This window comes from Pyxidicoccus caerfyrddinensis, from assembly GCF_010894405.1.
Taxonomy (GTDB): domain Bacteria; phylum Myxococcota; class Myxococcia; order Myxococcales; family Myxococcaceae; genus Myxococcus; species Myxococcus caerfyrddinensis.
In genome coordinates this window covers 467022-489990 of record NZ_JAAIYA010000009.1, presented here as the reverse complement: position 1 = coordinate 489990, position 22969 = coordinate 467022, and the positions used below count along the sequence as shown (strand labels likewise).

18 protein-coding genes are annotated in these 22969 nt (G+C 71.0%); 7 read left to right on the top strand and 11 right to left on the bottom strand.

Going from position 1 to position 22969, the window contains the following annotated elements; genetic code table 11:
- Window positions 1–24: 24 nt before the first annotated feature.
- Genes G4D86_RS52205 through G4D86_RS24145 form a run of 4 tightly spaced genes read left to right on the top strand, consistent with a single transcriptional unit; the run spans window position 25 to window position 3574 of the window.
- Entirely contained in the window at window positions 25–186 is a 162-nt protein-coding gene (locus tag G4D86_RS52205) for a hypothetical protein (RefSeq protein ID WP_205519706.1), read from the top strand.
- Complete coding sequence (locus G4D86_RS24155; protein ID WP_163996350.1) at window positions 186–413, top strand: DUF350 domain-containing protein; 228 nt, start codon at window positions 186–188, stop codon at window positions 411–413. The genes G4D86_RS52205 and G4D86_RS24155 overlap by 1 nt, the downstream gene beginning before the upstream one ends.
- 42 nt (window positions 414–455) lie before the next feature.
- Window positions 456–1952, top strand: a complete 1497-nt coding sequence (locus tag G4D86_RS24150; RefSeq protein ID WP_163996349.1) for a polyamine aminopropyltransferase — start codon at window positions 456–458, stop codon at window positions 1950–1952.
- Window positions 1943–3574 (top strand): FAD-dependent oxidoreductase, encoded by a 1632-nt coding sequence (locus G4D86_RS24145; protein WP_205519705.1) that lies wholly within the window; start codon window positions 1943–1945, stop codon window positions 3572–3574. The genes G4D86_RS24150 and G4D86_RS24145 overlap by 10 nt, the downstream gene beginning before the upstream one ends.
- 63 nt (window positions 3575–3637) lie before the next feature.
- Here G4D86_RS24145 and G4D86_RS24140 read toward each other — a convergent pair whose 3' ends face one another.
- On the bottom strand, window positions 3638–4030 hold the full coding sequence (locus G4D86_RS24140; RefSeq protein WP_163996347.1) for a LysM peptidoglycan-binding domain-containing protein: 393 nt from the start codon (window positions 4028–4030) through the stop codon (window positions 3638–3640).
- 191 nt (window positions 4031–4221) lie between these two features.
- Here G4D86_RS24140 and G4D86_RS24135 point away from each other — a divergent pair, with 191 nt between their 5' ends.
- Window positions 4222–6033 (top strand): M23 family metallopeptidase, encoded by a 1812-nt coding sequence (locus G4D86_RS24135; RefSeq protein WP_205519704.1) that lies wholly within the window; start codon window positions 4222–4224, stop codon window positions 6031–6033.
- Window positions 6034–6096: 63 nt separating this feature from the next.
- On the opposite strand, the gene G4D86_RS24130 is transcribed toward G4D86_RS24135, so the two are convergent.
- The 4 genes from G4D86_RS24130 to G4D86_RS24115 all read right to left on the bottom strand — a co-directional run bounded on the left by G4D86_RS24130 (window position 6097) and on the right by G4D86_RS24115 (window position 10750).
- Window positions 6097–7290 carry an acyl-CoA dehydrogenase family protein gene (locus tag G4D86_RS24130; protein ID WP_163996345.1) on the bottom strand — a complete coding sequence of 398 codons (1194 nt, stop codon included), beginning with the start codon at window positions 7288–7290 and terminating at the stop codon, window positions 6097–6099.
- Complete coding sequence (locus G4D86_RS24125; RefSeq protein ID WP_205519703.1) at window positions 7287–7682, bottom strand: alpha/beta hydrolase; 396 nt, start codon at window positions 7680–7682, stop codon at window positions 7287–7289. Before G4D86_RS24125 ends, G4D86_RS24130 begins: the two co-directional genes overlap by 4 nt.
- Before the next feature lie 96 nt (window positions 7683–7778).
- A complete protein-coding gene (locus G4D86_RS24120; protein WP_163996344.1) occupies window positions 7779–8384 on the bottom strand; it encodes a hypothetical protein in 606 nt (201 codons plus the stop codon).
- 5 nt (window positions 8385–8389) lie between these two features.
- Window positions 8390–10750, bottom strand: coding sequence for a BamA/TamA family outer membrane protein (locus tag G4D86_RS24115; protein WP_240360441.1), 2361 nt, complete (start codon window positions 10748–10750; stop codon window positions 8390–8392).
- Window positions 10751–11123: 373 nt separating this feature from the next.
- Here G4D86_RS24115 and G4D86_RS53875 point away from each other — a divergent pair, with 373 nt between their 5' ends.
- A complete protein-coding gene (locus G4D86_RS53875) occupies window positions 11124–14621 on the top strand; it encodes a CHAT domain-containing tetratricopeptide repeat protein (RefSeq protein ID WP_163996342.1) in 3498 nt (1165 codons plus the stop codon).
- A 6-nt stretch (window positions 14622–14627) separates the two neighbouring features.
- Here the strand turns inward: G4D86_RS53875 and G4D86_RS24105 are convergent, their stop codons facing one another.
- From G4D86_RS24105 to G4D86_RS24085, 5 genes are all read right to left on the bottom strand, one after another.
- Complete coding sequence (locus G4D86_RS24105) at window positions 14628–14948, bottom strand: hypothetical protein (RefSeq protein ID WP_163996341.1); 321 nt, start codon at window positions 14946–14948, stop codon at window positions 14628–14630.
- Window positions 14945–16420, bottom strand: coding sequence for a DUF6209 family protein (locus G4D86_RS24100; RefSeq protein ID WP_163996340.1), 1476 nt, complete (start codon window positions 16418–16420; stop codon window positions 14945–14947). The genes G4D86_RS24105 and G4D86_RS24100 overlap by 4 nt, the downstream gene beginning before the upstream one ends.
- Before the next feature lie 188 nt (window positions 16421–16608).
- Entirely contained in the window at window positions 16609–16887 is a 279-nt protein-coding gene (locus G4D86_RS24095; RefSeq protein ID WP_163996339.1) for a hypothetical protein, read from the bottom strand.
- Between the two features lie 72 nt (window positions 16888–16959).
- Window positions 16960–18312, bottom strand: coding sequence for a sigma-54-dependent transcriptional regulator (locus G4D86_RS24090; RefSeq protein ID WP_163996338.1), 1353 nt, complete (start codon window positions 18310–18312; stop codon window positions 16960–16962).
- A complete protein-coding gene (locus G4D86_RS24085) occupies window positions 18309–19538 on the bottom strand; it encodes a sensor histidine kinase (protein WP_240360448.1) in 1230 nt (409 codons plus the stop codon). The genes G4D86_RS24090 and G4D86_RS24085 overlap by 4 nt, the downstream gene beginning before the upstream one ends.
- Before the next feature lie 150 nt (window positions 19539–19688).
- Here G4D86_RS24085 and leuS point away from each other — a divergent pair, with 150 nt between their 5' ends.
- Entirely contained in the window at window positions 19689–22208 is a 2520-nt protein-coding gene (gene leuS, locus G4D86_RS24080) for a leucine--tRNA ligase (RefSeq protein ID WP_163996336.1), read from the top strand.
- Here the strand turns inward: leuS and sitI6 are convergent.
- Window positions 22205–22927: a SitI6 family double-CXXCG motif immunity protein gene (gene sitI6, locus G4D86_RS24075; RefSeq protein ID WP_163996335.1), complete on the bottom strand. Its 723-nt coding sequence runs from the start codon at window positions 22925–22927 to the stop codon at window positions 22205–22207. The genes leuS and sitI6 overlap by 4 nt on opposite strands.
- Window positions 22928–22969 lie beyond the last annotated feature (42 nt).

Genomic DNA, 22969 nt, shown 5'->3' with positions numbered 1-22969 from the left:
GTCCATGACTCACGGAGGCACGGAATGAAGTACTTCGGTGGGCTGGTGCTGCTGGCCTATGCGGCGCTGTCGCTGACGGGCTGGTCGCCCTTCAGCAACGAGCAGAAGGACCAGGTGCCGGGCAACGTGCGGCGTGGGCCGGGCGGCATCCTGCTGTGGACCGGTGGCTACCAGGGAGGCAAGTGATGTTGCTGCTCGGTGTGGTGGTGAGCCTGGATGGAGTGCTGGCGAGCGTCATCTACTCGCTCATCGGCCTGGCGGTGTTCGTGGCGGGCTTCTACGTCATCCGCCTCATCCTCCCCTTCGACGTGAACAAGGAGCTGGAGGTCGACCAGAACACGGCGGTCGGCATCGTCATCGGCTCCTTCATCATCGGCCTGGCCATCATCGTGGCGGCCGCCATCGGTGGTTGAGGGCGCCCCACGCCCCCGCCCCGCTCGACGTGAAGTGACGACTTGAACAGAACGCTGCTGTACATCACCGTCCTCGTCATCGCGACGTGCGGGCTCATCTACGAGCTCGTCGTCGGGGCGCTCGCGAGCTACCTGCTCGGGGACTCCATCACCCAGTTCTCCACTGTCATCGGCGGCTACCTGTTCGCCATGGGCATTGGCAGCTACCTGTCGCGCTACATCGAGCGCGGGGTGGCGCAGCGCTTCGTGGAGGTGGAGCTGGCGGTGGCGCTGCTGGGCGGCCTGTGCGCGCCGCTCTTGTTCCTCACCTTCACCCTGACGAGCATGTTCCAGGTGGCGCTGTATGGCAGCGTGATTGCCATTGGCACCCTGGTGGGGCTGGAGATTCCCCTGCTGCTGCGCATCCTGAAGGACCAGCTCAAGTTCAAGGATTTGGTCAGCCAGGTGCTGTCGCTGGACTACCTGGGCGCGCTGGCGGCGAGCCTCGCCTTCCCGCTGCTGCTGGTGCCGAAGCTGGGGCTGGTGCGCACCTCGCTGCTGTTCGGCGTGCTCAACGCGGCCGTGGGGCTGTGGAGCACGTGGCTGCTGGCGCCGCTCTTGGGCAACCCGCTGCGGCTGCGCATCAAGGCGGTGGTGCTGACGGTGTTCCTGCTGGTGGGCTTCGTGCTCGGCGACAGGCTGACGACGTTCTACGAGGACCAGCTCTACGCGGACGACGTGGTGCACGCGTCCAGCTCGCCGTACCAGCGCATCATTCTCACGCGCGGCAAGCGCGGGTTCTCGCTGTTCCTCAACGGCAACCTCCAGTTCGCCAGCATCGACGAGTACCGCTACCACGAGTCGCTGGTGCACCCGGCCATGGTGCGCGCGGGGAAGGTGGAGCGGGTGCTCATCCTCGGCGGCGGGGACGGGCTGGCCGCGCGCGAGGTGCTGCGCCACCCGCAGGTGCGCTCCGTCACGCTGGTGGACCTGGACCCCGCCATTACCGGGCTGGCGACGGGCTACGGGGAGCTGGCGAAGCTCAACGGGCACTCGCTGTCGGACCCGAAGATGCGGGTGCTGAACACGGACGCCATGCGCTTCCTGGCGGAGGGCGACGAGCAGTACGACGTGGTGGTGGTGGACTTCCCGGACCCGAACAACTTCGCGCTGGGGAAGCTGTACACGACGGGCTTCTACAAGCTGCTCAAGAAGCGGCTGGCGCCGGACGGGGTGGCGGTGGTGCAGAGCACCAGCCCGCTGTTCGCCCGGCGCTCCTTCTGGTGCGTGGCGGCGACGCTGAAGGCGGCGGGCTTCTGGACGCAGCCGTACCACGCGCTGGTGCCGTCCTTCGGGGAGTGGGGCTACGTGCTGGTGGCGCACGACGTGCCGGGACGGCACCGCCCGCTGCCGGAAGGGCTGCTCTTCCTGGACGAGCCCACGCTGGAGTCGCTCACGCAGTTCGCTCCGGACATGGGCCCGCTGCCGGCGGAGGTGAACCGGCTGAACAACCAGGTGCTGGTGCACTACTACGAGGAGGAGTGGCGGCGGTGGAACTGACGCGGCGGGAGCTCGTCGCCGCGTTCCTCGGCTCGGCGGTGGCCAGCGCGTGCAAGCGCACCGGGCCGCGTGAGCCGGTGCCCGGCGCCATCGTCGACCGTGCGGTGGAGGTGGGGCACAAGCTGCGGGGCGGGCCGCTGCCTCGCGCGGATGTGCTGGAGCCCGTGGACGTGCTGGTGGTGGGCGCGGGCGTGGCGGGCCTGTCCGCCGCGTGGCGGCTGGCGGGCGCGGGCGTGAAGGGCGTGCGCGTGTTGGAGTTGGAGGCCGAGGCGGGTGGCACCTCGCGCTCCGGCCACAACGCCGTGTCGGCGTACCCGTGGGGCGCGCACTACCTGCCGGCGCCGCTGGAGGACCGGGGCCCCGTGGTGAGGCTGCTCCGGGAGATGGGCGCCGTCACCGGCGTGGACGCGGAGGGCCACCCCGCCTTCGAGGAGTCGCTGCTCATCCACGAGCCGGAGGAGCGCCTCTTCTACCGGGGCCACTGGTACGAGGGTCTCTACCTGCGCGCGGGCGCCAGCCCCGCGGACCTGGCGGAGCTGGAGCGCTTCGACGCGCGGATGAACGCCTTCGCCGCCGCCCGGGACGCGAAGGGGCGCAAGGCCTTCGCGGTGCCCTCCGGGCTGTCCAGCGACGACGCGGAGTGGACGGCGCTGGACGCGCTCAGCATGGCCGCGTGGCTCACCCGCGAGGGCTTCACGTCGGCGCGGCTGAAGTGGCTGGTGGACTACGCCTGCCGTGACGACTACGGCACCACGTCCGAGCACGTCTCCGCGTGGGCAGGCATCTGGTACTTCGCCGCGCGGCAGGACGGGAAGGGGGAGCGCAGCGAGGGCTTCCTGAGCTGGCCCGAGGGCAATGGCCGGCTGGTGAAGCAGCTCCAGTCCGCGCTCCCGCCCGCCGCCGTGGAGCGCAACGTGCTGGTGCACACCGTGACGCCGAGCGAGGGCGGCTGCCGTGTGGATGCGCTGGAGGCCGGCACCGGAAGGCCCCGCTCCTTCCAGGCGCGACAGGTGGTGCTGGCCTGCCCGCGCTTCGTGGCGGCGCACGTGGTGGCCCCCTGGCGGACGCAGCGCCCCGACTGGCTGGGCGCCTTCACCTACGGGCCCTGGGTGGTGGCCAACCTGACGCTGTCCTCGCCGCCGCGCTCGCGCGGCTTCCCACTGGCCTGGGACAACGTCTTCTACGAGAGCCGCAGCCTGGGCTACGTGGTCGCCACGCATCAGCAACTGCGCCAGGACGAGCGCGGCCCCACGGTGCTCACCTGGTACCTGCCCATGGCCGGCGCGGACGCGAAGGCGGAGCGCGAGAAGGCGCTGTCGGCGAGCTACGCGGACTGGGAGGCGCTCGTCATGGCGGACCTGCTGCCCGCGCACCCGGGCCTCGCCGAGCAGGCGCAGCGGCTGGAGGTGCAGCGCTGGGGGCACGCCATGGTGCGGCCCTCGCCGGGCTTCATGTGGGGCGCGGAGAAGAAGGCGGCCCGAGAGAGTCTGGGGCGCAGCCTGCACTTCGCGCACACGGACCTGGGCGGCATGGCCCTCTTCGAGGAGGCCAACTGGTTCGGCGTGAAGGCCGCGGAGCGCGTGCTGGCGGAGCTGGGCCGGCGCGAGGCGAGCTGGCTGTAGGCCGTCAGAAAGCAAGAGGCCCGGAGCACGCGGCTCCGGGCCCTTCAGGTCAGCGGGACTTCATCAGGCGTTGGCGATGGACTTGGGCGGCAGCTTCAGCACCTGGCCGACCTTGATGGTGTCCGGGTTCTTCAGCTGGTCCTTGTTGAGCTCGAAAATCTTCGGGTAGAGCTTCATGTCCCCGTAGATGTCCTTGGCGAGCTTGCTCAGCGTGTCGCCCGACTTGACGGTGTAGACGCCGTAGTGCTCGTTGTTCGTCACATCGAGCATGACCATGACCTCGCTCTGCCAGTTCGAGTGCCTGGCCTTGATCTGGTCCCAGATGCGGTCCCGGTCGAACGCGTAGTTCGCCTTCCCCTTGATGATGAGCTTGCCGTTCTCCTCGCGAGACTCGACCTGCGCGCCCACGGTCTTCGCGACGTCCAGCACGTCCTTGTAGCTGTCCTGCAGGCTCATGGTTCCTCCTCCCGTGCCACGGGGGCACGCACACCGGTGTGTGTGGCCGGCCACCCTAGGAACGGCGCATGGGCACCTCAATGGCGCCGCGTGTCACATGGATGTGGGTGCTCGGCTCTCAACGCTTCGCCGCCCGGAGTTGACGAATAGTCGCCGTGAGGAAGATTGCGGGCAGGCCTCGTTGAGGGGGTATGAATCTCAAGACCCTTTCTTCCGCGGCGCTTCTCCCACTCGTCCTCACCGCGTGTGGAGCTCCCCTCGACGACGGTCAGCCCATGAGCCTGGGCGAGCAGGAACAGCCCGAGCTGGTCGGTACCCTCGCCGAGACGTGCGTCACCCCGGACCCCTCCGGCTACGAGTCGCTGGAGACCGCCACCGGTGGCGAGCTGGACGAGTGGCGCGAAGTCGTGGACGCCCTGCCGGCCTCCGCGCTGAAGACGGACCTCCAGAACCGGATGCTCACGCACCTGAAGAGTCCCTACTCGGCCTTCGCCACCGCGACGGAGGCCCAGAGCTTCCTGCGCAACCTGCGCACGCCGCTGCCGCTGAAGCTGCCCTTCACCGCGAACTCGCCGTACCTCTCCGGCACCGAGGTGAAGCTGGGCCACGGCTGGCGCTACAACAGCGGCGGCATCCACCGCGGCCTGGACATCAGCCGCTCCAACACGCCCGACGACAAGGACCCCAGCTTCGACGTGCTGGCCATCGCGGATGGCAAGGTCATCGGAATCTACTTCGACGGTCCCGCCGGCGGCGGCGGCAACACGGTGGTCATCGAGCACACCGGCGCCAACGGGAAGAAGCTCTACAGCTTCTACATGCACTTGCGGAACGGCCGCGCCCACGACGTGGCCGCCGTCAAGGCGACGACGTGCCCCGTAGGCAACGACGGCTGTGCGCGCTACCAGTTGATGGCGAAGAACTACCCCAATCATCCCTCGTGGGGCACGGACAGCGACGCCATCCCCGTCTCCCTGGGCCAGTGGGTCACCCAGGGGCAGAAGATTGCGAAGTCCGGCAACACGATGACGGCCGGCACGCTCGCCACGGACGGCGAGCCCGCCAGCAACCACGCCAACAACCACCTGCACGTGTACATCGGCGCGCCCACGCCCACGGACCCGAAGGTCACCGTGGAGGTGGACCCGTACGGCGTCTACGAGAAGGTCTCCACCGGCTGCTACGACGCCTTCCAGAGCACGTACTACCCGCGCCTGTGGATGCCGCACTACCCGGACTTCCACAACATCACCTGGGACACCTTCGTCGAGCTGCCCGAGTACTACAGCGGCATGAGCTACCGCCCGAAGACGCTCAGCTACTACGAGCAGAGCGGCGTGCTGCGCGTGGCGGGCTCGTACCAGTACTCCAGTGACAGGAACTGGGGCGTGCAGGCCGGGCTGGACAGCGCGAGCTTCGACGCGGTGGTGGACCAGTGGAAGCAGTCCAGCTACGTGCCGCGCGAGACGCGCATCCGCATCGACTCGGCCGGCAAGGCCCGCTACAGCACCATCTTCGGCAAGCTGCGCACCAACGAGCTGACGCGCTTCGAGCACCGGCTGACGCAGGCCAGCCTGGACTCGCTCTACACCACGTACGTGGTGAACTCGAGCTGGCGCGTGGAGGACTTCTTCCCGTACCGCGAGGCCGGCGTGCAGTACTACGCGGTGCTCTTCAGCAACACCGACGCCAACACGCGCTGGCTGCGCTACGCCGCGTCGGAGGCGTACGCCGAGTCGGAGATTGCCTCGCTCCCGGCGCAGGGCCTGCACGTGGAGAACATCGTCGCGGACCCCACCTTCAGCCCTCCGCGCTTCGCCTACATCGCCAATGATGCCAGCGGCTGCGCGCCCCACGTCTACGTCAACGGGCTCATGTCCGGGTACCAGGCCGCGTACAACAGCGAGTCGGCCATGGGGTACGGCCTGAAGAAGCTGCAGGTCTACAACAACGGCGCCAACTTCACGGCCCTCTTCGACAAGGACAGCGGCAGCTGCCAGTGAGTCCGCGGTAGGGAAGGGCCCGTCTCCGCCTGAGATGCAGGTGGGGCCGGGCCCTCGTCGTTGCTACAGCGTGAAGGTGGGCAGCTCGAGCCCCAGCAGCAGGCCGCCGGTGAGCTCCAGCGTGGCCGGGGACACCATGGCGTGCTGGGTGGCGGTGTGGACGTCGCGGAAGCAGCGCTGCAGGGGGCTGGAGCGGAAGACGGCGCTGCCTCCCGCGGCCTCGTACATGCGGTCCACGGCGCGCGCGGAGGCCCGGGTGGCGTGCGTCATCGCCAGGCGCAGCTCGGCGCGGGTGCGCACGGAGACGGGGCCTCGGGTGGACTCGGCGTGGATGGTGTGGAGGGCCTCCAGCAGGAAGGCGCGGGCGGAGCGCACGGTGGCCTCGGCGTCGGCGACCGCTTCCTGCGCGGCGGGGCGCGCGGCCAGCAGGCGCCGCTCCAGCATCAGCGTCTTCTGCACGGCCAGCGCCTTCAGCTCGTCGATGGCGCGGCGGGCGATGCCGAGCGCCACCGCGGGAATGCCCATCCCCAGCAGACCGAAGGGGTAGCCGTAGAGCGGGCGAGCGACGTGCGGGCGCTGGGTGACGAGGGAGAAGCTGTACTCGTCCGGCACGAAGAGGTCCTTGACCTCCATGTCTCCGCTGCCGGTGCCGCACAGCCCGGAAGCGAACCATGTGTCGTGCAGCACCGCGCGCTCCGCGGGGAAGAAGAACGTGCGCGTCTCCGGGACGCCCTCGCGCACCATGCGCGGCTTGCCGCCCTCGGTCACCACACCGCCGCCCACCAGCCAGTGGCAGTGCTGCGAGCCGCTCGCCCAGGGCCAGCGGCCGCTGAGGCGGTAGCCACCCTCGACGCGCTCGGCGCGGCCGATGGGCGCCGCCACGCCGCCGGTGATGACGTCCGGACGGGCGAAGATGGCGCGGGCCGCGGGCTCGAAGAGATACGCGGAGGTCAGCGCGGTGGCCGCGCCAATCATCACGCACCAGCCCGTGGAGCCGTCCGCCTTCGAGAGCGCCTCCATCACCTGGAAGGACACGGCCGGGTGCAGCTCCAGACCGCCGAGGGACTCCGGAATCATCATGCGGAAGAAGCCGTCCCGGGCCAGCTCCGCCGCCAGGTCTGGCGGCAGGCGGCGGGCGCTCTCGATTTCATCCGAGCGCGCGGACAGGCGCGGGAACAGCGCCTCGGCGGCGGCCAGCAGCGGATGCGGGGAGGCTTCGGCGTGGACAGGGGCGGGGTTCGGAAGCGGGCTCGTCATGGACGGAGCCTATGAAGGATGCCGAGTGCAAGGCCAGCGCCGGCGGAAGGCTCCGCGTCGACCGCGATGATGACGATGTCTCGCCGCTGCCCCAGCAGCACCAGCTCGCTCGGTCTGGGCACCACAGCGCGTGCGGTGCTCGCCGCACCCTCGGGGAAGAAGAGGGCCCGTCCTTCCTCCAGGTAGAGGAGCGGCACGTGGCTACCCCCAGCTTCCACTCCGTCGGGGACGTAGACATGCACCGTCCGCCGGGGCTCCGTGCGAATGAATCGCCGCGCCTGCGCGAGGACCTCCGTCGCGACGGAGTCGAAGTCCAGCGGACGTGAGAGGGGCTCGGGCCACGGACCACACGCCGAAGCCATGACGAGCAACAGGGACATCCAACGGGACATGACGGTCCTCCTCGCCTCGGCGCATGCGCCGGGCAGTCCATGAATCCTGGGGGCCCGCGTGTGTCGCGGGCGATGTCTGCGATTGCTGCGCGCGGCTCAGGGCGCGCGGCTGACGTCACAGCGCCCGGAGGCGCCTCGTGACAAATCCTCCGCGACGGAGCGGAGCACGGTGCTGGTGAGGCTGGAGCCTTCCCCTTCGCGGGCGTTCTTCTCCTGCGTGAGCCACGACGCCACCCGGCCGAGGCTGGCGGCCGTCACCACGTGCAGCCGCACCTCCACCTGCACCACGAAGCGGTCCTCCGCCCCGGGCCGCTCCTCCAGCGTCCAGGCCACGCGCTCCAACTCCAGCGTCCCCGGCCCCTCCGGCAGCGAGCGTCCATCCAGCACGTAGCCGCCGCGCGTGAAGGCGAGCACCTGCGTGAGCCGCGCCTCATCCACCCGCGCGTTGAACCACATCGCGCGGCGCTTCCAGAGCGTCACCTCCACCTCCACCCGGCCCGCCATTCCCAGCCGCACCAGCCGGTCCAGCTCCGGTGAGATGAAGGCGAACGCCTCCGGCCGCACCACGACGCGCCGCCCGGAGAGGGTGGCCGTGCAGGCCGCGCGCGGCTCCTCCGCGCGGGCCATGGGCGCGAGCAGTCCCGCCGCGGCCACCCACGCCGCGCCGAGCCTCCTGCCCGCCCGTATCCACGTCCGTGCCATACGCCTCAGAAGGTCCGCACGAAGAGCAGTCGCGCTTCGGGAGTGGCCGTGGCCTTGTCGTCGGTGCGCCACGCGACGTCGAACCGCACGTCGTCACCGAAGTGGAAGCTGCCGCCCAGGCTCAGCCTCGCCTCCGTCCACTCTTCGTCCACGCGCACCGAGCCCACGTCCGCGAAGACGCCGAACACGTGCCACCGGTACTCCGCCGTGGTGAGCAGCGACACGTCCCCCCGGAACTCCTTGAAGCCGTAGCCGCGCAGCGCCGTCCATCCGCCCAGCGCCTCGCGCTTCTGCTCGGGCAGGTTGTCGCCGCCGGCGGTGCGCACGCGCAGGTGCACCCCCGTCTTCCAGCCGGTGGGCACGTCCAGCGACAAGTCACTCACCAGCTTCCAGAAGCGCTCATCCGCGCCGGGGCCGTCGCCCACCTCCAGCGTGAGGAGCCCACGCAGGGACGCGCTGTGCTCCCAGTCGCCATCCCGCTCGAAGAGGGACGTCTCCGGCGTGCGGAAGAGCGAGCCCACGCGCGTGCCGGCCTCCGCGTTGCTGGTGTACTCCAGCCGCATCACCACGGACTTGAAGTGGCCCTCGGTCACCGGTTCGTTGGTGAAGGGCGCCGAGTCGCGCCGGAAGAGGGTGAGCGGCGGGGTGAAGCTCTGCATCGACTCGTAGCGGTCGGCCCGGTACTCGACGCCCGCGAGCCACGCGTCGGCCCAGCGCCAGGTGGCGAAGGCCGCGAAGCCCCTGCGGCGGAAGTACTCGCGGTCCGGCCGGTTGATGAGGAACGAGTAGATGTACGAGTCGATGTCTCCCAGCCGCCAGCGGTCCATCGTGTCCGTGAAGTCATGCCCCTGGATGCCCAGCTCCGCGAGGCCCACGGAGGGCACCTGCGCCTTCACGCCGCCCAGCAGGTTCAGCCGGCGCTGGTGCTTCGTGCCCTCAGGGTCGTCCGGCAGGCGCTGGCCGCCCAGCCGCAGCGGGATGAAGAGGGCCGCGTCCGCGGTGAGGTGCGCGCGGTCCTTCGGGTCCCAGATGCGCAGGTGGCCCGCCAGGCCCGGCGCGAAGCCCGTCACCTGCGTGTGGACCGGGAGCAGGTCCACGTCCATGTCCGGCCGGCGCGGGCGCACGTGGACGACGAGGCGCTTGCCGTCGAGGGAGATGCCCTCGCCGTCGCGGCCGGTCTCCCACCAGTCGACGAGCTGGCGCCAGCTCAGCTCGAACTCCACCTTCTCGTTCCGGCGACGGTGGCGGCGCTCGTCCTCCTGCGTGCGGTAGTGGCGCGTGCCGTCGGCGACGCGCTCCTCGATGATGCTCGCCCGGCGGTCCAGCCCGTCGTCATCGTCGTCCACGTCGGCGGCTTCCAGGAAGGGCAGCCGCGACTCCACGCGCTGCATGGCGCGGCGCGCGTCACTGCGCAGGAAGACGTCGCCGGGCTTCAGGTCCAACGCGTCGCGCACCCGCGTGGCCATCTCCGGGCTCACGCCCTCCACGTCCACGGACTCCAGCCGGCCCTCGTCCACCGTCACCACCAGCCGGCCGTCCGGGTACAGCGTGGCGGAGAGGCTCGCGAGCAGGTAGCCGTCGTCGCGCAAGTCCTTGAGCGTGCGCTCCAGCGCCTGGGCGACGCCGCCCAGGATGATGCCCCGGCGGTACTCGCCGCGCTCCTCGCGGGCCAGCCACTCGCGCGGCGGGCGCGGCGGCGGGCACGGGCGGACGACGGACAGCGTGCCGCGCCGGGAGTCCACGCGCAGCGTGGCGATGATGTCCTCGTCTTCGTCGTTGTCCTCGGAGGGGAAGCGGTGGGGGAGGCGGAACAGCTCCTCCAGCAGCTCGCGGGCCTGGAGGTCCTGGAGCCCCTCCAGCTCGACGGACGTCACCGTGGGGTTCTCCTCCAGGTGGACCTCGAGCACCACGGGGCCCTGCTCGGAGGCGCGCAGGCGCGGCTCGACGCGGGCGAAGAGGCCGGTGCGCGCGAGGCGGCGGAGGAAGGTCTGCGCCTGCCCCGGGGTGAGCGGCTCCGCGGTGGCCGTGACGGGGGCGCCGATGAGCGCGCGGACCTGCACGTCCGTGAGGCGCTGGAGGCCGTGCAGCTCCATGCTCCCGGGCGTGAGCGGGCGTCCGTCCACGCTGAACTGGAGTGGAGCGAGGATGGCGGAGTCGTCCGTGTCCTCTTCCTCGTCGCCGTAGTCGTCGGGGCACTCGTCCCGCTCGTGTTCTGCGCGGGCCTCGTTGTGCTCCTCGGCGCCGGGCCGGGCGTCTTCGTCGTCGCCCTCGTCACGGGACTCGTTGCGCTCCTCGGTGGTCCGCTCGTCGTCGCTGTCACTGCTCCGGACGCGCGCGGGAGCGCCGGGCCGGACTTCGACGGGCATGGAAGTCACGCCGGCATCTGGGGCGGGTTCGGACACGGAGGAGGGCGCCGTCCCGGCATCATCGGGGCCGGGCATGGACGGTCCCGGGGCCGGGGCGGGCTGCGCACCGGCGGCGAGGGAGAGGCAGCAGAGGAAGAGTACGAAGCGGTTCATGTCCGGACGGGAGAGCACATGCCGTTCCAACCACGGGCAGGAGGCAAGTGCCTGGAAGGACGAGGGGCGGGCGGGCCCGTCGATGTCACGGGCACATCCTGATGTCGAGTAGCGATGTGATACTGACATCCGCCTCGGCGATTGCGTGGAGAGGGGTGGGGGCGTCCGCCGCCGGGGAGACCAGGAGGCGAACGTGGGGCGAATGCTGGGATGCGTGGCCATGGCCGCCCTGTGGTGCGCGGTGGGATTCGCCGCGGAGGGCCCTCCCGTGAGCCTGGAGGCTGCACGGGCGGCGTTGGCGGAGGGCCTGGCGCTCGAGGATGCGCGCAGGTACGCCGACGCCGTACCGAAGGTGGAGCGCGCGCTCGCACTGCGTGAAGCCGCGCTGGGAGGTTCGCACCCCGACGTCGCGAGCTGCCTGCACGTCCTGGGTGAGGTGCTCTGGCTGCAGGGGAAGTACGTCCGCGCGGAGGCCCTGATGCAGCACGCGCTGGCCATCCGGGAGGCCGCCCTGGGCCCCCACCATCTTGATGTCGCGGCGTCACTGGACCTGCTTGGCAACCTCCGTGCGGACCTGGGGGGCTATGCGCAGGCGGCGCCCCTGCTGGAGCGTGCGCTGGCCATCCGCGAGGCGGCGCCCGGCAGGGGCTCGCTCGACGTGGCGACCTCGCTCCGCCACCTCGGGCGCGTGTACCAGCTCCAGGGGCAGTATGCCCGGGCGGAGCCGCTGCTGGAGCGCGCGCTGGCCCTTCGCGAGGCGGCGCTCGGCCCCGGGCATCCCGACGTCGCCGCGTCGCTGGAAGACCTCGCGGCCGTGTACGAGCTCCGGGGACAGTACACTCGGGCCGAGCCGCTCTATACGCGCGCCCTCGCGCTCCACGAGGTGGCGGCCGGCGGGGACCGGCTCCTCGTCGCATACTCGCTGACCAGCCTCGGCTTCCTCCACCAGCAGCAGGGCGCGTATGCGCGGGCCGAGGCCTTCTATCTGCGCGCGCTCGCGGCCTACGAGGCGGCGCTGGGCCCGCGGCATCCCAAGGTCTCCGACGCGCTCTGGCTGCTCGCACAGCTCTACGACACCCAGGGGCTCTATGGGCAGAGCTCGCCGTTCTACGAGCGCGCGCTGGGCATCCTGGATGCGGCCTTCGCGCAGGACACCTCCGACGTCGCCAGGCAGGTCATCAACGTCGAGGGCCGGCTGGAGCCGCTCCATGAGCGCGCGCTCGCCATCAGCGAGGCATCCGCGCTCGGAAAGCTCCATCCCCGCATCTCGACATCGCTCGACAACCTGGCCTTCTTCTACAACTCGGAGGAGGCCCGGCAGTGGCTGCGGTGCGGGGAGCGCGGGGTGGCCTTCTACGAGTCGGTTTTCGGCACATCGCATCCCGATGTCGCCGACCTGCTCATGCGGCTCGCCGTGGCGTACCAGGAGATGGGGCTCGACGCGCAGGCGGAGCCGCGCCTGCGGCGTGCGCTCGCCATCTACGAGGCCACCGTCGGAGCAAATCATCCCCGGGTCGCCATCTGCCTCCACAGACTCGCCCTCATGCGGCAGGCGCGGGGGCAGCATGCGCAGGCGGAGCCGCTGTTCCTGCGCGCACTCGCCATCTGGGAGGCGGCGCTCGGCGGAAATCACCCGGATGTCGCGCTCACCCTGAGCGAGCTCGCCACCACCCATCAGAAGCAGGGCGAATATGCCCTGGCGGAGCCGCTCCTCCAGCGGGCGCTCGCCATCCAGGAAGCGGCGCTCGGCGGGACACATCCCGACGTGGCGCTCACGCTCGGCAAGCTCGCGAGCCTCTACCAGGACCAGGGCGCGTACGGGCGGGCGGCGCCGCTGCTCCTGCGCGCGCTGGGCATCCAGGAGGCGGCGCTCGGAAAGGGGCATCCCGACATCGCCCTCACGCTCAACCGGCTGGCCCTGCTGCACCTCGCGCGGCACCGCCTCGCCGAGGCGCTGCCCCTGCTGGCCCGCGCGTTCGACATCTCCGAGCAGCACCTCCGCCACGAGTCGCTCGGGTTCTCCGAGGCGTACCTGGCGAGCTTCCTCCAGCACATCCACGGCGACGAGGAGCGCCTCTACGCGCTCCTCGCCGCCCATCCGGACGACGCCCGGGTGCGGCGCCTCGCCCTGTCCGCCGTGCTGCTGCGCAAGGGCCGCTCCGTCGAGGAGATTGCCGGCACCTCCCACGCCGTCTACCGCAGCCTGGGGGACGCGGACCGGGAGCGCTTCCTCCAGCTGCGCGCCCTGCGCTCGCAGCTCGCGCGGTTGTCACTCGACGGCCCCGGCCCGGTGCCTGCGGCGGAGCACCAGCTGCGGTTGCAGACGCTCGGCGAGCAGGCCGATGCGCTCGAGGTCAGCCTCGCTACTCGCTCCGCGCCGCTGCGCGCGCTCACCGCGCTGCCGTCTCCCGACACCATCGTCGAGCGCGTCGCCGCCGCGCTCCCGAAGGACGGCGCGCTGGTGGAGTTCATCGCCTACGGGGACCGTCCGCTCGTGCCGCGGCCCGGCGCGACGGATGCGCCGAAGCCCACGGACCCGCTCCGCTACCTGGCGCTGGTGCTCTTTCCCGACGGGAGCAGTCGCGCGGCGGACCTGGGGCTCGCGGCGCCCATCGACCTTGTGGCCTCGCGCTTCAGCCGGGCCATCGGCAGCCGTGATGTGAATTTCACGGGCCCTTCCCAGGTGCTCCACGCCCGCGTCTTCCAGCCCCTCGTGCCGCTCCTGGGCGGTACGCGCCGGCTCTACCTCGCACCCGATGGCCAGCTCAGCCTCGTTCCCTTCGTCGCGCTGCACGACGGCACGGGCTTCCTCGTCGACACGTTCGACTTCACCTGGCTCACCTCGGGCAAGGAGCTGTTGCCGCGTCCCTCGGGCCTTCCGGCGGCGCGCTCGGTGGTCGTGCTCGCGGACCCGGACTTCGGCCCCATGCCGGCCCGGGATGCTTCCAGGTCTTCGAAGCGGGGCCAGGCGCGACGTGCCGCCTCACCGGAGCTGGAGCGGCCCTCCACCGTGCTGCGCGCCGTGCTCGCGGAGCAGCCCTGGACGTCCCTTCCCGGGACGCGACGGGAAGCGGAGTCCGTCCAGCGCTTCTTCCCCGACGCCCAGCTCTTCCTCGGCGCGGACGCCACCCGCGAGCAGCTGCTCCAGCTCTCCGCTCCCGGAGTCCTCCACATCGCCACCCACGGCTTCTTCCTGGACGACGACGCCCGCGCCTCGGGCGCCGTCCAGCTCCCGCCCGACCCGCTGATGCGCTCGGGCCTGGTCCTCCCCGAGGCGCTGGCAGCGCCGACGCCGGCTGGCAGGGCCCGCCCCCGCTCCACCTTGCTGGTGACGGCCAAGGAGCTGGCTGGGCTGGACCTCTGGGGCACCGAGCTCGTGGTGCTCTCCGCCTGCGACACGGCCCGGGGCGCCGCCAGGCCGGGACAGGGCGTGCAGGGCCTGCGCCGTGCCTTCGTCACCGCGGGCGCGGAGACGGTGGTGATGAGCTTGTGGAAGATCAACGACGAGACCACGCACCAGCTCATGGAGGACTACTACCGCCACCTGCTCGCGGGCCGGGGGCGCTCCGCCGCGCTCCGTGACGCCATGCTCGCGCTGCGCGAGTCGCGGCCGCACCCGTACTACTGGGCGCCCTTCATCAGCCTCGGGAGCGATGCGCCGCTGCGCGCCGTCTCCTCCAAGGTCCCGGAGACACCCGGGGATGCGGGACGGCCGTGAGGCCGCTCAGGTCTTCCGGCCGCCGAAGGACGCCTGGTTCTCCTCCCACCACTTGAGCCAGCCGCGCCGGGTGGCGTCCAGGTTGCCCACGACGCCGTCACCGAACGTGGTGACGCCGGTGATTCGCCGCAGGGCCGCGCCCCAGAAGACGCTGCCCTCGCGGTAGCGCTCGACAATCAACGGCACGGCGGGCCGGCCCAGGGCGATGATGGCCTCGAACGAGGAGTGGTTGAGGAACACGTAGGGATTGGACGCCTCGCGGTGCTCCGCGCAGTGCGCCTCCCACTCCTTCGCCAGCGCTTCGAAGCGGGCACTCACGTCGCTCATGAGTTGTTCACCGCGGGCTGACGGGGACGGACGTAGACACGCACCGGCTCACCATACGAAGGGCCGGTGAGGTCGTCAGCGCTGTTGTGGCGGATGAGCGGCTGGGTGCCAATCTTGCTCGTCAGGCGCCCCTGCTCGTCCATGAGCGCGCCGTGTGTCACCTCAATCGGGCCGGTGCCCGACTTCGGCTTGAGGCCGTAGACGACGACCTTCTCCAGATTGGGGTCGTTGCTCAGGTCCACCGAGGACAGCGGCTGGTAGCCCTGCTTCGCGTACAGCTTGTCGAAGTCCTCGAGGCGCGTGCCCGGCCACACCCACTGGTCCTGGATGCCGAGCGTCCAGGCGATGCAGTTGTAGCGCTGCGACGACGGGCCGATGCCGACGAAGTCCTCTGCCTGGAGGTTGGGGAAGCTCTTGCTGCGCAGCAGCTCCGCCTTCCACGACGGGTCCGCGTCGTCGCGCGCGGGGCCCACCTTGAACTTGAAGTTCTGCCCGAAGGACGAGTCGTAGCTCGTGCTGCCGCCGCCCTGGCCCTTGAACCAGAGTGTCATCTCCGTCGCCTCGATGGGCACCTGGAGCGAGGGCATGAACATCGTCCCCGGCTTGCCGCCCTCACCCGGCTGCACGTTGAGCGGCACTTCCCTGGGGGGCTCGCCGTTGAAGGACACGCACGCGACGACGTCCGAGGGCGTCACGCCGCCCAACATCGCGGCGAGCCTGTCCCGGTCATACGCAATCTCGACCTTGTCGCCCGCGCGCAGCTTCCCCTCGACTTCGGTCTTCCAGTCGTCGGTGAAGACGACGGCCGCGCCCTCCTTCGGGGCAATGGCCGCGTCGGAGCTGGGGTCCCACGAGCTGGACTGCTTGCCGTCCGCGCTGGTGGTGCGGATGGACACGCGCAGCGTGCCGAAGGCGTCCTCCGGGACGTCAATCCGCGCGGGCAGCGTGTTCAGCCGGCCGCTCGCGTCGCGCGAGCCGTCCGTGAGAGGGATTGCGACCTCCGTGCCTCCGGGCGCCACGCGCCACACCAGCTCGGCCTTCTCGGCGGACTTCGACAGGCGCTCGGGGTCCACCGTCACCGTCAGCGGCTTGCCCGCCTCCGCGTGGAAGGAGGGACCCCGGCCATTGCCCGTGGGCAGTGCCACCTGGCCCTGGCCCTCCACGACGGCGCGCGCGGTGCGGCCGCCCATGCCGAAGTGGGCCTCGTAGCCGGTGGCGCCGTGGACCTCGGGCTGCAGCTCGGCCGCCTTGGACGGAACGACGGAGGCCGGGGCGCTCGTGCCCGTCAGCAGCGCGGCGCCGCGCGGGGACGCCTGGCTCGGCCGGGTGGCGCCCGAGTCGAACCCGTCGGTGAGGGAGCGGGAAGCGGGCGCCTTCTCTCCTCCAGCGGGGCGCGCGGCGCGGTCCGGGGTGGCCGCGGCCGGCGCCGGCACGGTGGAGGTGAACGAGGGACGGCCAATGCGGTTCGACATGAAACTGCTCTCCCGGTGGGGGCTTCCGGTGTCCGGGAGGGATTATCGACGCAATGCGGCCAGGGTTGCCTCAGGGGTGCCGTATCCACCCGGAGTGACGGGAGGTGCGCCTGGGAGCGGGAGCGGCCGGGCAGCCAGGGCCGGCGCCTCCCGCCCGTGGCTCGGGGCGAGAGGGCCTGAAGCTCAGCTCACGGGTCGACGGGGCCGCCGGTGCACGGCGTGCAGGTGTACCGCGTCGTAGAACCGAAGCCCGCGCAGTCCGGGTAGTAGATGGAGCTGGTGGGGCAGTAGCCCACGCGGCACGGCAGGTTGCACGTGTACCAGAAGGCCGGCTGGATGACGGCCTCCTCCTGCGAGGCGAGCAGCGGGGTGGGCGTGCCGGACGGTGCGAGCTCCTCCGTCGCCACGTCGGTCCCCCCGCAAGCAGCGATGAGCAGCAGGCACGGGAGCAACAGGGCCTTCTTCATGCGTCCTCCTGGGTGGGTGTGTTGCAGATGCAATCGTACTTCATGTTGAACCCAGGAGCGACATCGGCCCCGTCAGGGCATCGGGAGCTCGAGCGCCTTGATGCGCCGGTAGAGGTTGCCGCGGTCCACCTGCAACAGCCGCGCGGCCCCGGCGATGCTGCCGCCCTCCTGGAGCGCGGCGCGGATGAGGTCTCTCTCGAAGTCCTCCACGTGCTCGCGGTAGCTCTTGTCCCCCAGCGTGGGACGCGCGGGCTCGGTGGGGGCCAGCGGCCCGTGGATGGCCTCGGGGCCCAGCGTGAGCGGGCCGTCACCGCGCAGCAGGTTGATGCGCTCGATGAGGTTACGCAGCTCGCGCACGTTGCCGGGCCAGGGGTACGCGCGCAGGGCCACTTCCGCGCCGGGGGCCAGCACCAGCGGCACGTTGGGCCCGGCGAGCTCGGCGGCGAAGGCGCGGGCCAGCGGGAGCACATCGTCGGGGCGCTCGCGCAGCGGCGGAAGCTGCAGCGGCATCACGTTGAGGCGGAAGAAGAGGTCCTGCCGGAAGCGGCCCTCCTTCACCGCGCGGGCGAGGTCCTGGTGCGTGGCCGCGAGGATGCGCGCGTCCACCGGCACCGGCACCGAGCCACCCAGCCGCTCCACCTCCTTCGTCTCCAGGACGCGCAAGAGCTTGGCCTGGAGCTCCAGCGGCATGTCGCCCAGTTCGTCCAGGAACAGCGTGCCGCCGTGGGCCTGCTCGATGCGGCCCGCTCGCCGGGCCACCGCGCCGGAGAAGGCACCCTTCTCGTGGCCGAACAGCTCGCTCTCCAGCAGCGTGGAGGGAATGGCCGCGCAGTTGACGGCGACGAGCCGGCCCTTGCGCCCCGAGGCGAGATGCAGCGCCCGCGCGACGCGCTCCTTGCCCGTGCCCGTCTCGCCGGTGATGAGCACCGCCGTGTCGCTCGGCCCCACGCGGGTGATGAGCCGGCGCAGCGCCTCCATGGCGGGGCTCTCGCCCACGAGGTGCCCGGGACGGGCGAGCGCATCCAGCAGCCGCTCGCGCTCCTCCTGGAGCTCGCCCAGCACCATCGCGTTGCGCAGCGCCGTGAGGAGCCGCTCGGGCGAGGGCGGCTTCTCCACGAAGTCGGTGGCGCCCAGCTTCAGCGCCTGCACCGCCTCCGCGGGAGAGGCCTCGCCGGACAGCACCACCACCGGCGCGGGCAGCGGCCGGGGCAGGCGTGCGAGGAACTCGAGTCCCGTTTCGCCGGGCATGCGCAAATCCAACAGCATCAGCGCGGGCGGGCCCTCGGGAGCGTCTAGCAGGCGCGTGGCCTCCGCGGTGGAGCGGGCCTCCACGGGGGTGAAGCCCTCATCGCTCAGCAGCCCGCGCAGGGCCTTGAGGACGCCAGGGTCGTCATCGACGACGAGGATGCGGGGACCGGGCTTCATGCGGTGGCCGGGGCGGAGGGAGGAACGAGGGGCAGGTCCACGCGCGCCAGCGTACCGCCACCCGAGGCGGGTTCCAGGCGCAGCGTGCCGCCGTGCTCGTGGACGATTTTCTGGGCGATGGGCAGGCCCAGGCCGCTGCCCTCGGGCTTGGTGCTGAAGAGGCCGCGCGTGAGGGCGGGGCCTTCCAGGACGGCGGGCACGCCGCTGCCTCCGTCCGTCACGGTGACGCGCACGGTGCCGCCATCGAGGGCTTCCAGTGCGACGCGCACGGGTGGGGCGCCGGTGGGAGAGGCCTCGGTGGCGTTCTTCACCAGGTTGCCGAAGAGGCGGCGCAGGCCGTCCGGGTCCGCGCGGAGCGAGGCGTCGGGGCCCAAGGCCAGCTCCACGGGGACGGGCGAGGTGCCCGCGTAGAGGGTGCAGACCTCGGCCAGCAGCGGGCGCAGTGCCACGTCCTGGAAGCGCGGGGCGGGAAGCCTCGCGAAGGTGGAGAAGCTCTGGGTCATCCGCATCAGGAGGTCCACCTCCTCCTGGAGGAGGGCCACGGCCTCTGCGATTCGGGTGGAGTCGGTGGGCATGCTCGCGTCCGTGCGGGACAGACGCGCGAGCGAGAGCTTCATTGCGGTGAGCGGGTTCTTCAGCTCGTGGGCGAGGGCGCGGGCCACGTCCTGCCAGGCGGCAATCTGTTCGGCGGACTTGAGGCGCTCGCGCTGGGCGAGCAGCTCCTGGCCCATGCGGTTGAACTGGCCCAGGAGGAACTGGAGCTCATCGCGTGGAGCTTCCGGCGCGGCGAGGCGCACGGTGAGGTCTCCGCGTGCGTAGGCCCACATGCCCTCGGTGAGGGTGGCGACGGGGCGCGTGAGGGCGCGGCCGAGCAACACCGCCGACAGGGCGAGCACGGCGCCGGAGACGAGCACCAGTGCGGCGATGAACGCGGGCACGCGGCGCACCAGGGCCCGCCGCGCCAGCTCCGCCTGGGCGAGGTTGAGGCGGGCTTCGTTCAGTGCGTCCTGTGGCACGCCCCGTCGCTCCAGGTCCGCGGAGACGCCGTCCAGCACGCCCTCCACGGGGGCCACGGAGACGGACAGCACCCGCTCCAGTGCGCCCTGCGCCAGCAGGCCGAGCAGCACCAGTGGCACGAGGCCCGCGAGCAGCATCACCACCAGCAGCTTGCGGCGGAAGCGGGGCGGGGGAGGGCGGAGCGCTCCCGGCGCGCTTCCGGGGGCCATCCGGGGCGGGGTGGGAGTGTTGGAAATCGCCCGGGAGGGCGGGGAGCCGCGCATGGTGCGGGTCATATCGCATCAGCGGTCCGGCCCCGCGGGGAGTGACTCGTCGGGTCAGGTCAGGAATGCCGCGACGCGGGCGTACTAAAAGGCACCATGCCCTTTGACCCCCGTGAGGTAGAGCCGAAATGGCAGGCGCGCTGGCGCGACGCCCGCCTGCACCGGACGACGTTCGACCCGAAGAAGCCGAAGTTCTACGCACTCGACATGTTCCCGTACCCCTCCGGCGCGGGGCTGCATGTCGGACACTGCGAGGGCTACACGGCCACCGACGTGCTGACGCGGTGGAAGCGGATGCAGGGCTGGAATGTGCTTCACCCCATGGGCTGGGACGCCTTCGGCCTGCCGGCGGAGAACTACGCCATCAAGACGGGCATCCACCCGCGCGTCACCACCGAGCAGGCCGTCTCCAACTTCCGCAGGCAGATTGACTCCGTGGGCTTCGCCTACGACTGGGAGCGCGAGGTCAACACCACGGACCCGCGCTACTACCGGTGGACCCAGTGGATCTTCCTGCAGTTGTTCAAGCAGGGGCTCGCGTACGAGAGCGTGATGCCCATCAACTGGTGTCCCTCGTGCAAGACGGGCCTGGCCAATGAGGAGGCCGCCGGAGGACGGTGCGAGCGCTGCGGCACCCAGGTGGAGCGCAAGGACTTGCGCCAGTGGATGCTGCGCATCACCGCGTACGCGGACCGGTTGCTGGAGGACCTGGCCGAAGTCGACTGGCCCGAGTCCACGCTGGCCATGCAGCGCAACTGGATTGGCCGCTCCGAGGGCGCCGAGGTGTCCTTCCGCGTCGCGGACGGCCCGGCGGCCGGAGCCGAGCTGCGCGTGTTCACCACCCGCCCGGACACGCTGTACGGCGCGACATACCTGGTGCTGTCTCCCGAGCATGGCCTGGTCGAGTCGCTGACGACGCCGGAGCAGCGCACCGCGGTGACGGACTACCAGGCGGCCGCGCGGCTCAAGAGTGATTTGGAGCGCACGGAGCTGGCGAAGGAGAAGACGGGAGCCTTCACGGGCAGCCATGCCGTCAATCCCATCAACGGCGAGCGCATTCCCATCTGGATTGCCGACTACGTCCTGGCCACCTACGGCACCGGCGCCATCATGGCCGTGCCCGCGCACGACGCGAGAGACCACGAGTTCGCCGTGAAGTTCGGGCTGCCCATCCGCCAGGTGGTGCGCCCGGTGGACGAGACGGCGGTGGAGCCCGGCAAGGCCTTCACAGGCAGCGGTGTCGCGGTGAATTCAGGCGAGCTGGACGGCGTGCCCACCGCCGACGTCAAGCAGCGGGTGGTGGCCACGCTGGAGGCGCGCGGGGAGGGGAAGCGCACGGTGAGCTACCGCCTGCGCGATTGGATTTTCTCGCGCCAGCGCTACTGGGGAGAGCCCATCCCCATCATCCACTGTGCGAAGTGCGGCGCCGTGCCGGTGCCCGAGGACCAGCTGCCCGTCACGCTGCCCGAGGTGGAACGCTACGAGCCCTCCGGCACCGGCGAGTCCCCGCTGGCCACCATCCCCGAGTGGCTGGAGACGTCCTGTCCGAAGTGTGGGGGCCCGGGGCGGCGCGAGACGAACACCATGCCGCAGTGGGCCGGCTCGTGTTGGTACTACCTGCGCTACCTGGACCCGACGAACGAGCAGGCGCCCTGGTCGAAGGAGGCCGAGCGCCAGTGGATGAACGTAGACCTGTACGTGGGCGGCGCCGAGCACGCGGTGCTCCACCTGCTGTACGCGCGGTTCTGGCACAAGGTGCTCTTCGATCTGGGCCACGTCTCCACGAAGGAGCCGTTCCGCAAGCTGCGCCACCAGGGCACGGTGCTGGCCTACACGTATGTGGACGCGGCGGAGCACTACCACGCGCTGGAGGAGGTGGAGCTGCGCGGCGAGACGGCGATTCTGCGCGCCACGGGCGAGACGCTGAAGGTCCAGGTCGAGAAGATGGCCAAGTCCAAGCTCAACGGCGTCAACCCCGACACCGTGGTGGCCGAGCACGGCGCGGACGTGCTGCGCCTGTATGAGCTGTTCATGGGCGAGTTCGAATTGCCCAAGCCCTGGGACCCGAGGGCCATCGAGGGCTGCGGCCGATTCCTGCGCCGTGCGTGGCGCCTGGTGGAGGAGCACGCGCCGTCCCGCGTCCCCGAGGGAGATCCTCACCTGAAGCTGCGCCACAAGACGATTCAGCGCGTGACGGCGGACCTGGAGCGGCTCCAGTTCAACACGGCCATCGCCGCGCTGATGACGTACACGAACGAGCTGACCGCGAAGGGGAGCACGCGCGAGGACCTCGTCACGCTGGTCAAGCTGGTGGGCCCCTTCGCGCCGCACCTGGGCGACGAGGCGTGGGAGCGGCTCGGCGGGAAGGGCTTCCTGCTGGAGCAGGACTGGCCGACGTTCGACGTGGCGCTCACGGTGGATGCGCAGGTGACGTACGCCGTCCAGGTGAACGGCAAGCTGCGCGGCAGCGTGGAGGTGGAGCGCGGTACGCCGGAGGCCGAGGTGCGTGAGCGGGCGCTGGCGCTGCCCAACGTCGTCCGGCAGCTCGAGGGTGGGAAGACGGTGAGCAAGGTCATCGTCGTGCCCGACAAGGTGGTCAACATCGTCGTGCGTTAGCGGGTCGGCAGCTCGCGGAAGGTGATGCCGTGCAGCTCCAGGCGCTGCACGGCCTCCATGAAGCGCTCGGTGCCGATGATCATCGTGGCGAAGTTGCCGAGCCGGAACAGGTCCAGCGCAGGGGGCATGGAGGCCGCGTCCAGGATGGGCTCGTCCGGCCGGGCGAGTCCGAACCGGCCACAGGTGACGCACGGTGGAGGCTCATCCGGGGGAATGCAGTCTGGGTGGATCCGGCCGTGCGGTTCGATTTGAAGCTCCAGCAGCTCCGGCGGGTCCTTCTGCCGGAAGCGCAGCTCCGTGCGGCAGCCGAGCAGTCCCCGCACGCCGTCGGCCTGGAGTCGGTCCAGTGCGTCACGGCGTACCAGCAGCATGGAACTGCCCCACCATCCGAAGGGGCCGAACTTCCCGAAGGCACGACCGACCAGCGGCCCGAAGGCTGTTCCGGGTGGCAGCGTTGCATGGGGAGGCGCGAGGGGCCGCACCAGCTCACGGAGGCGTGCGAACTCGTGGAACGGCTCGGGTCTGGCCTTCTCGAACTCGCTGCGCTCGGGCAGTTGCGACAGGTCAACGCACGGGTACTGGTGACCTGCCCCACCCCAGGTGGCGCCGCATGTGTGGCACCTCACGCCGGGCAGACTCCATCTGTGCGCCGCGTCGAATTCGCCATCGTACGTCGCCGCTGTGGCCTCGTCCTGGCGCAACCAGAAGAATCGGGTCATCGGTGCTCACGCATGCAGGACTCGCATCGCCGACGAATCATA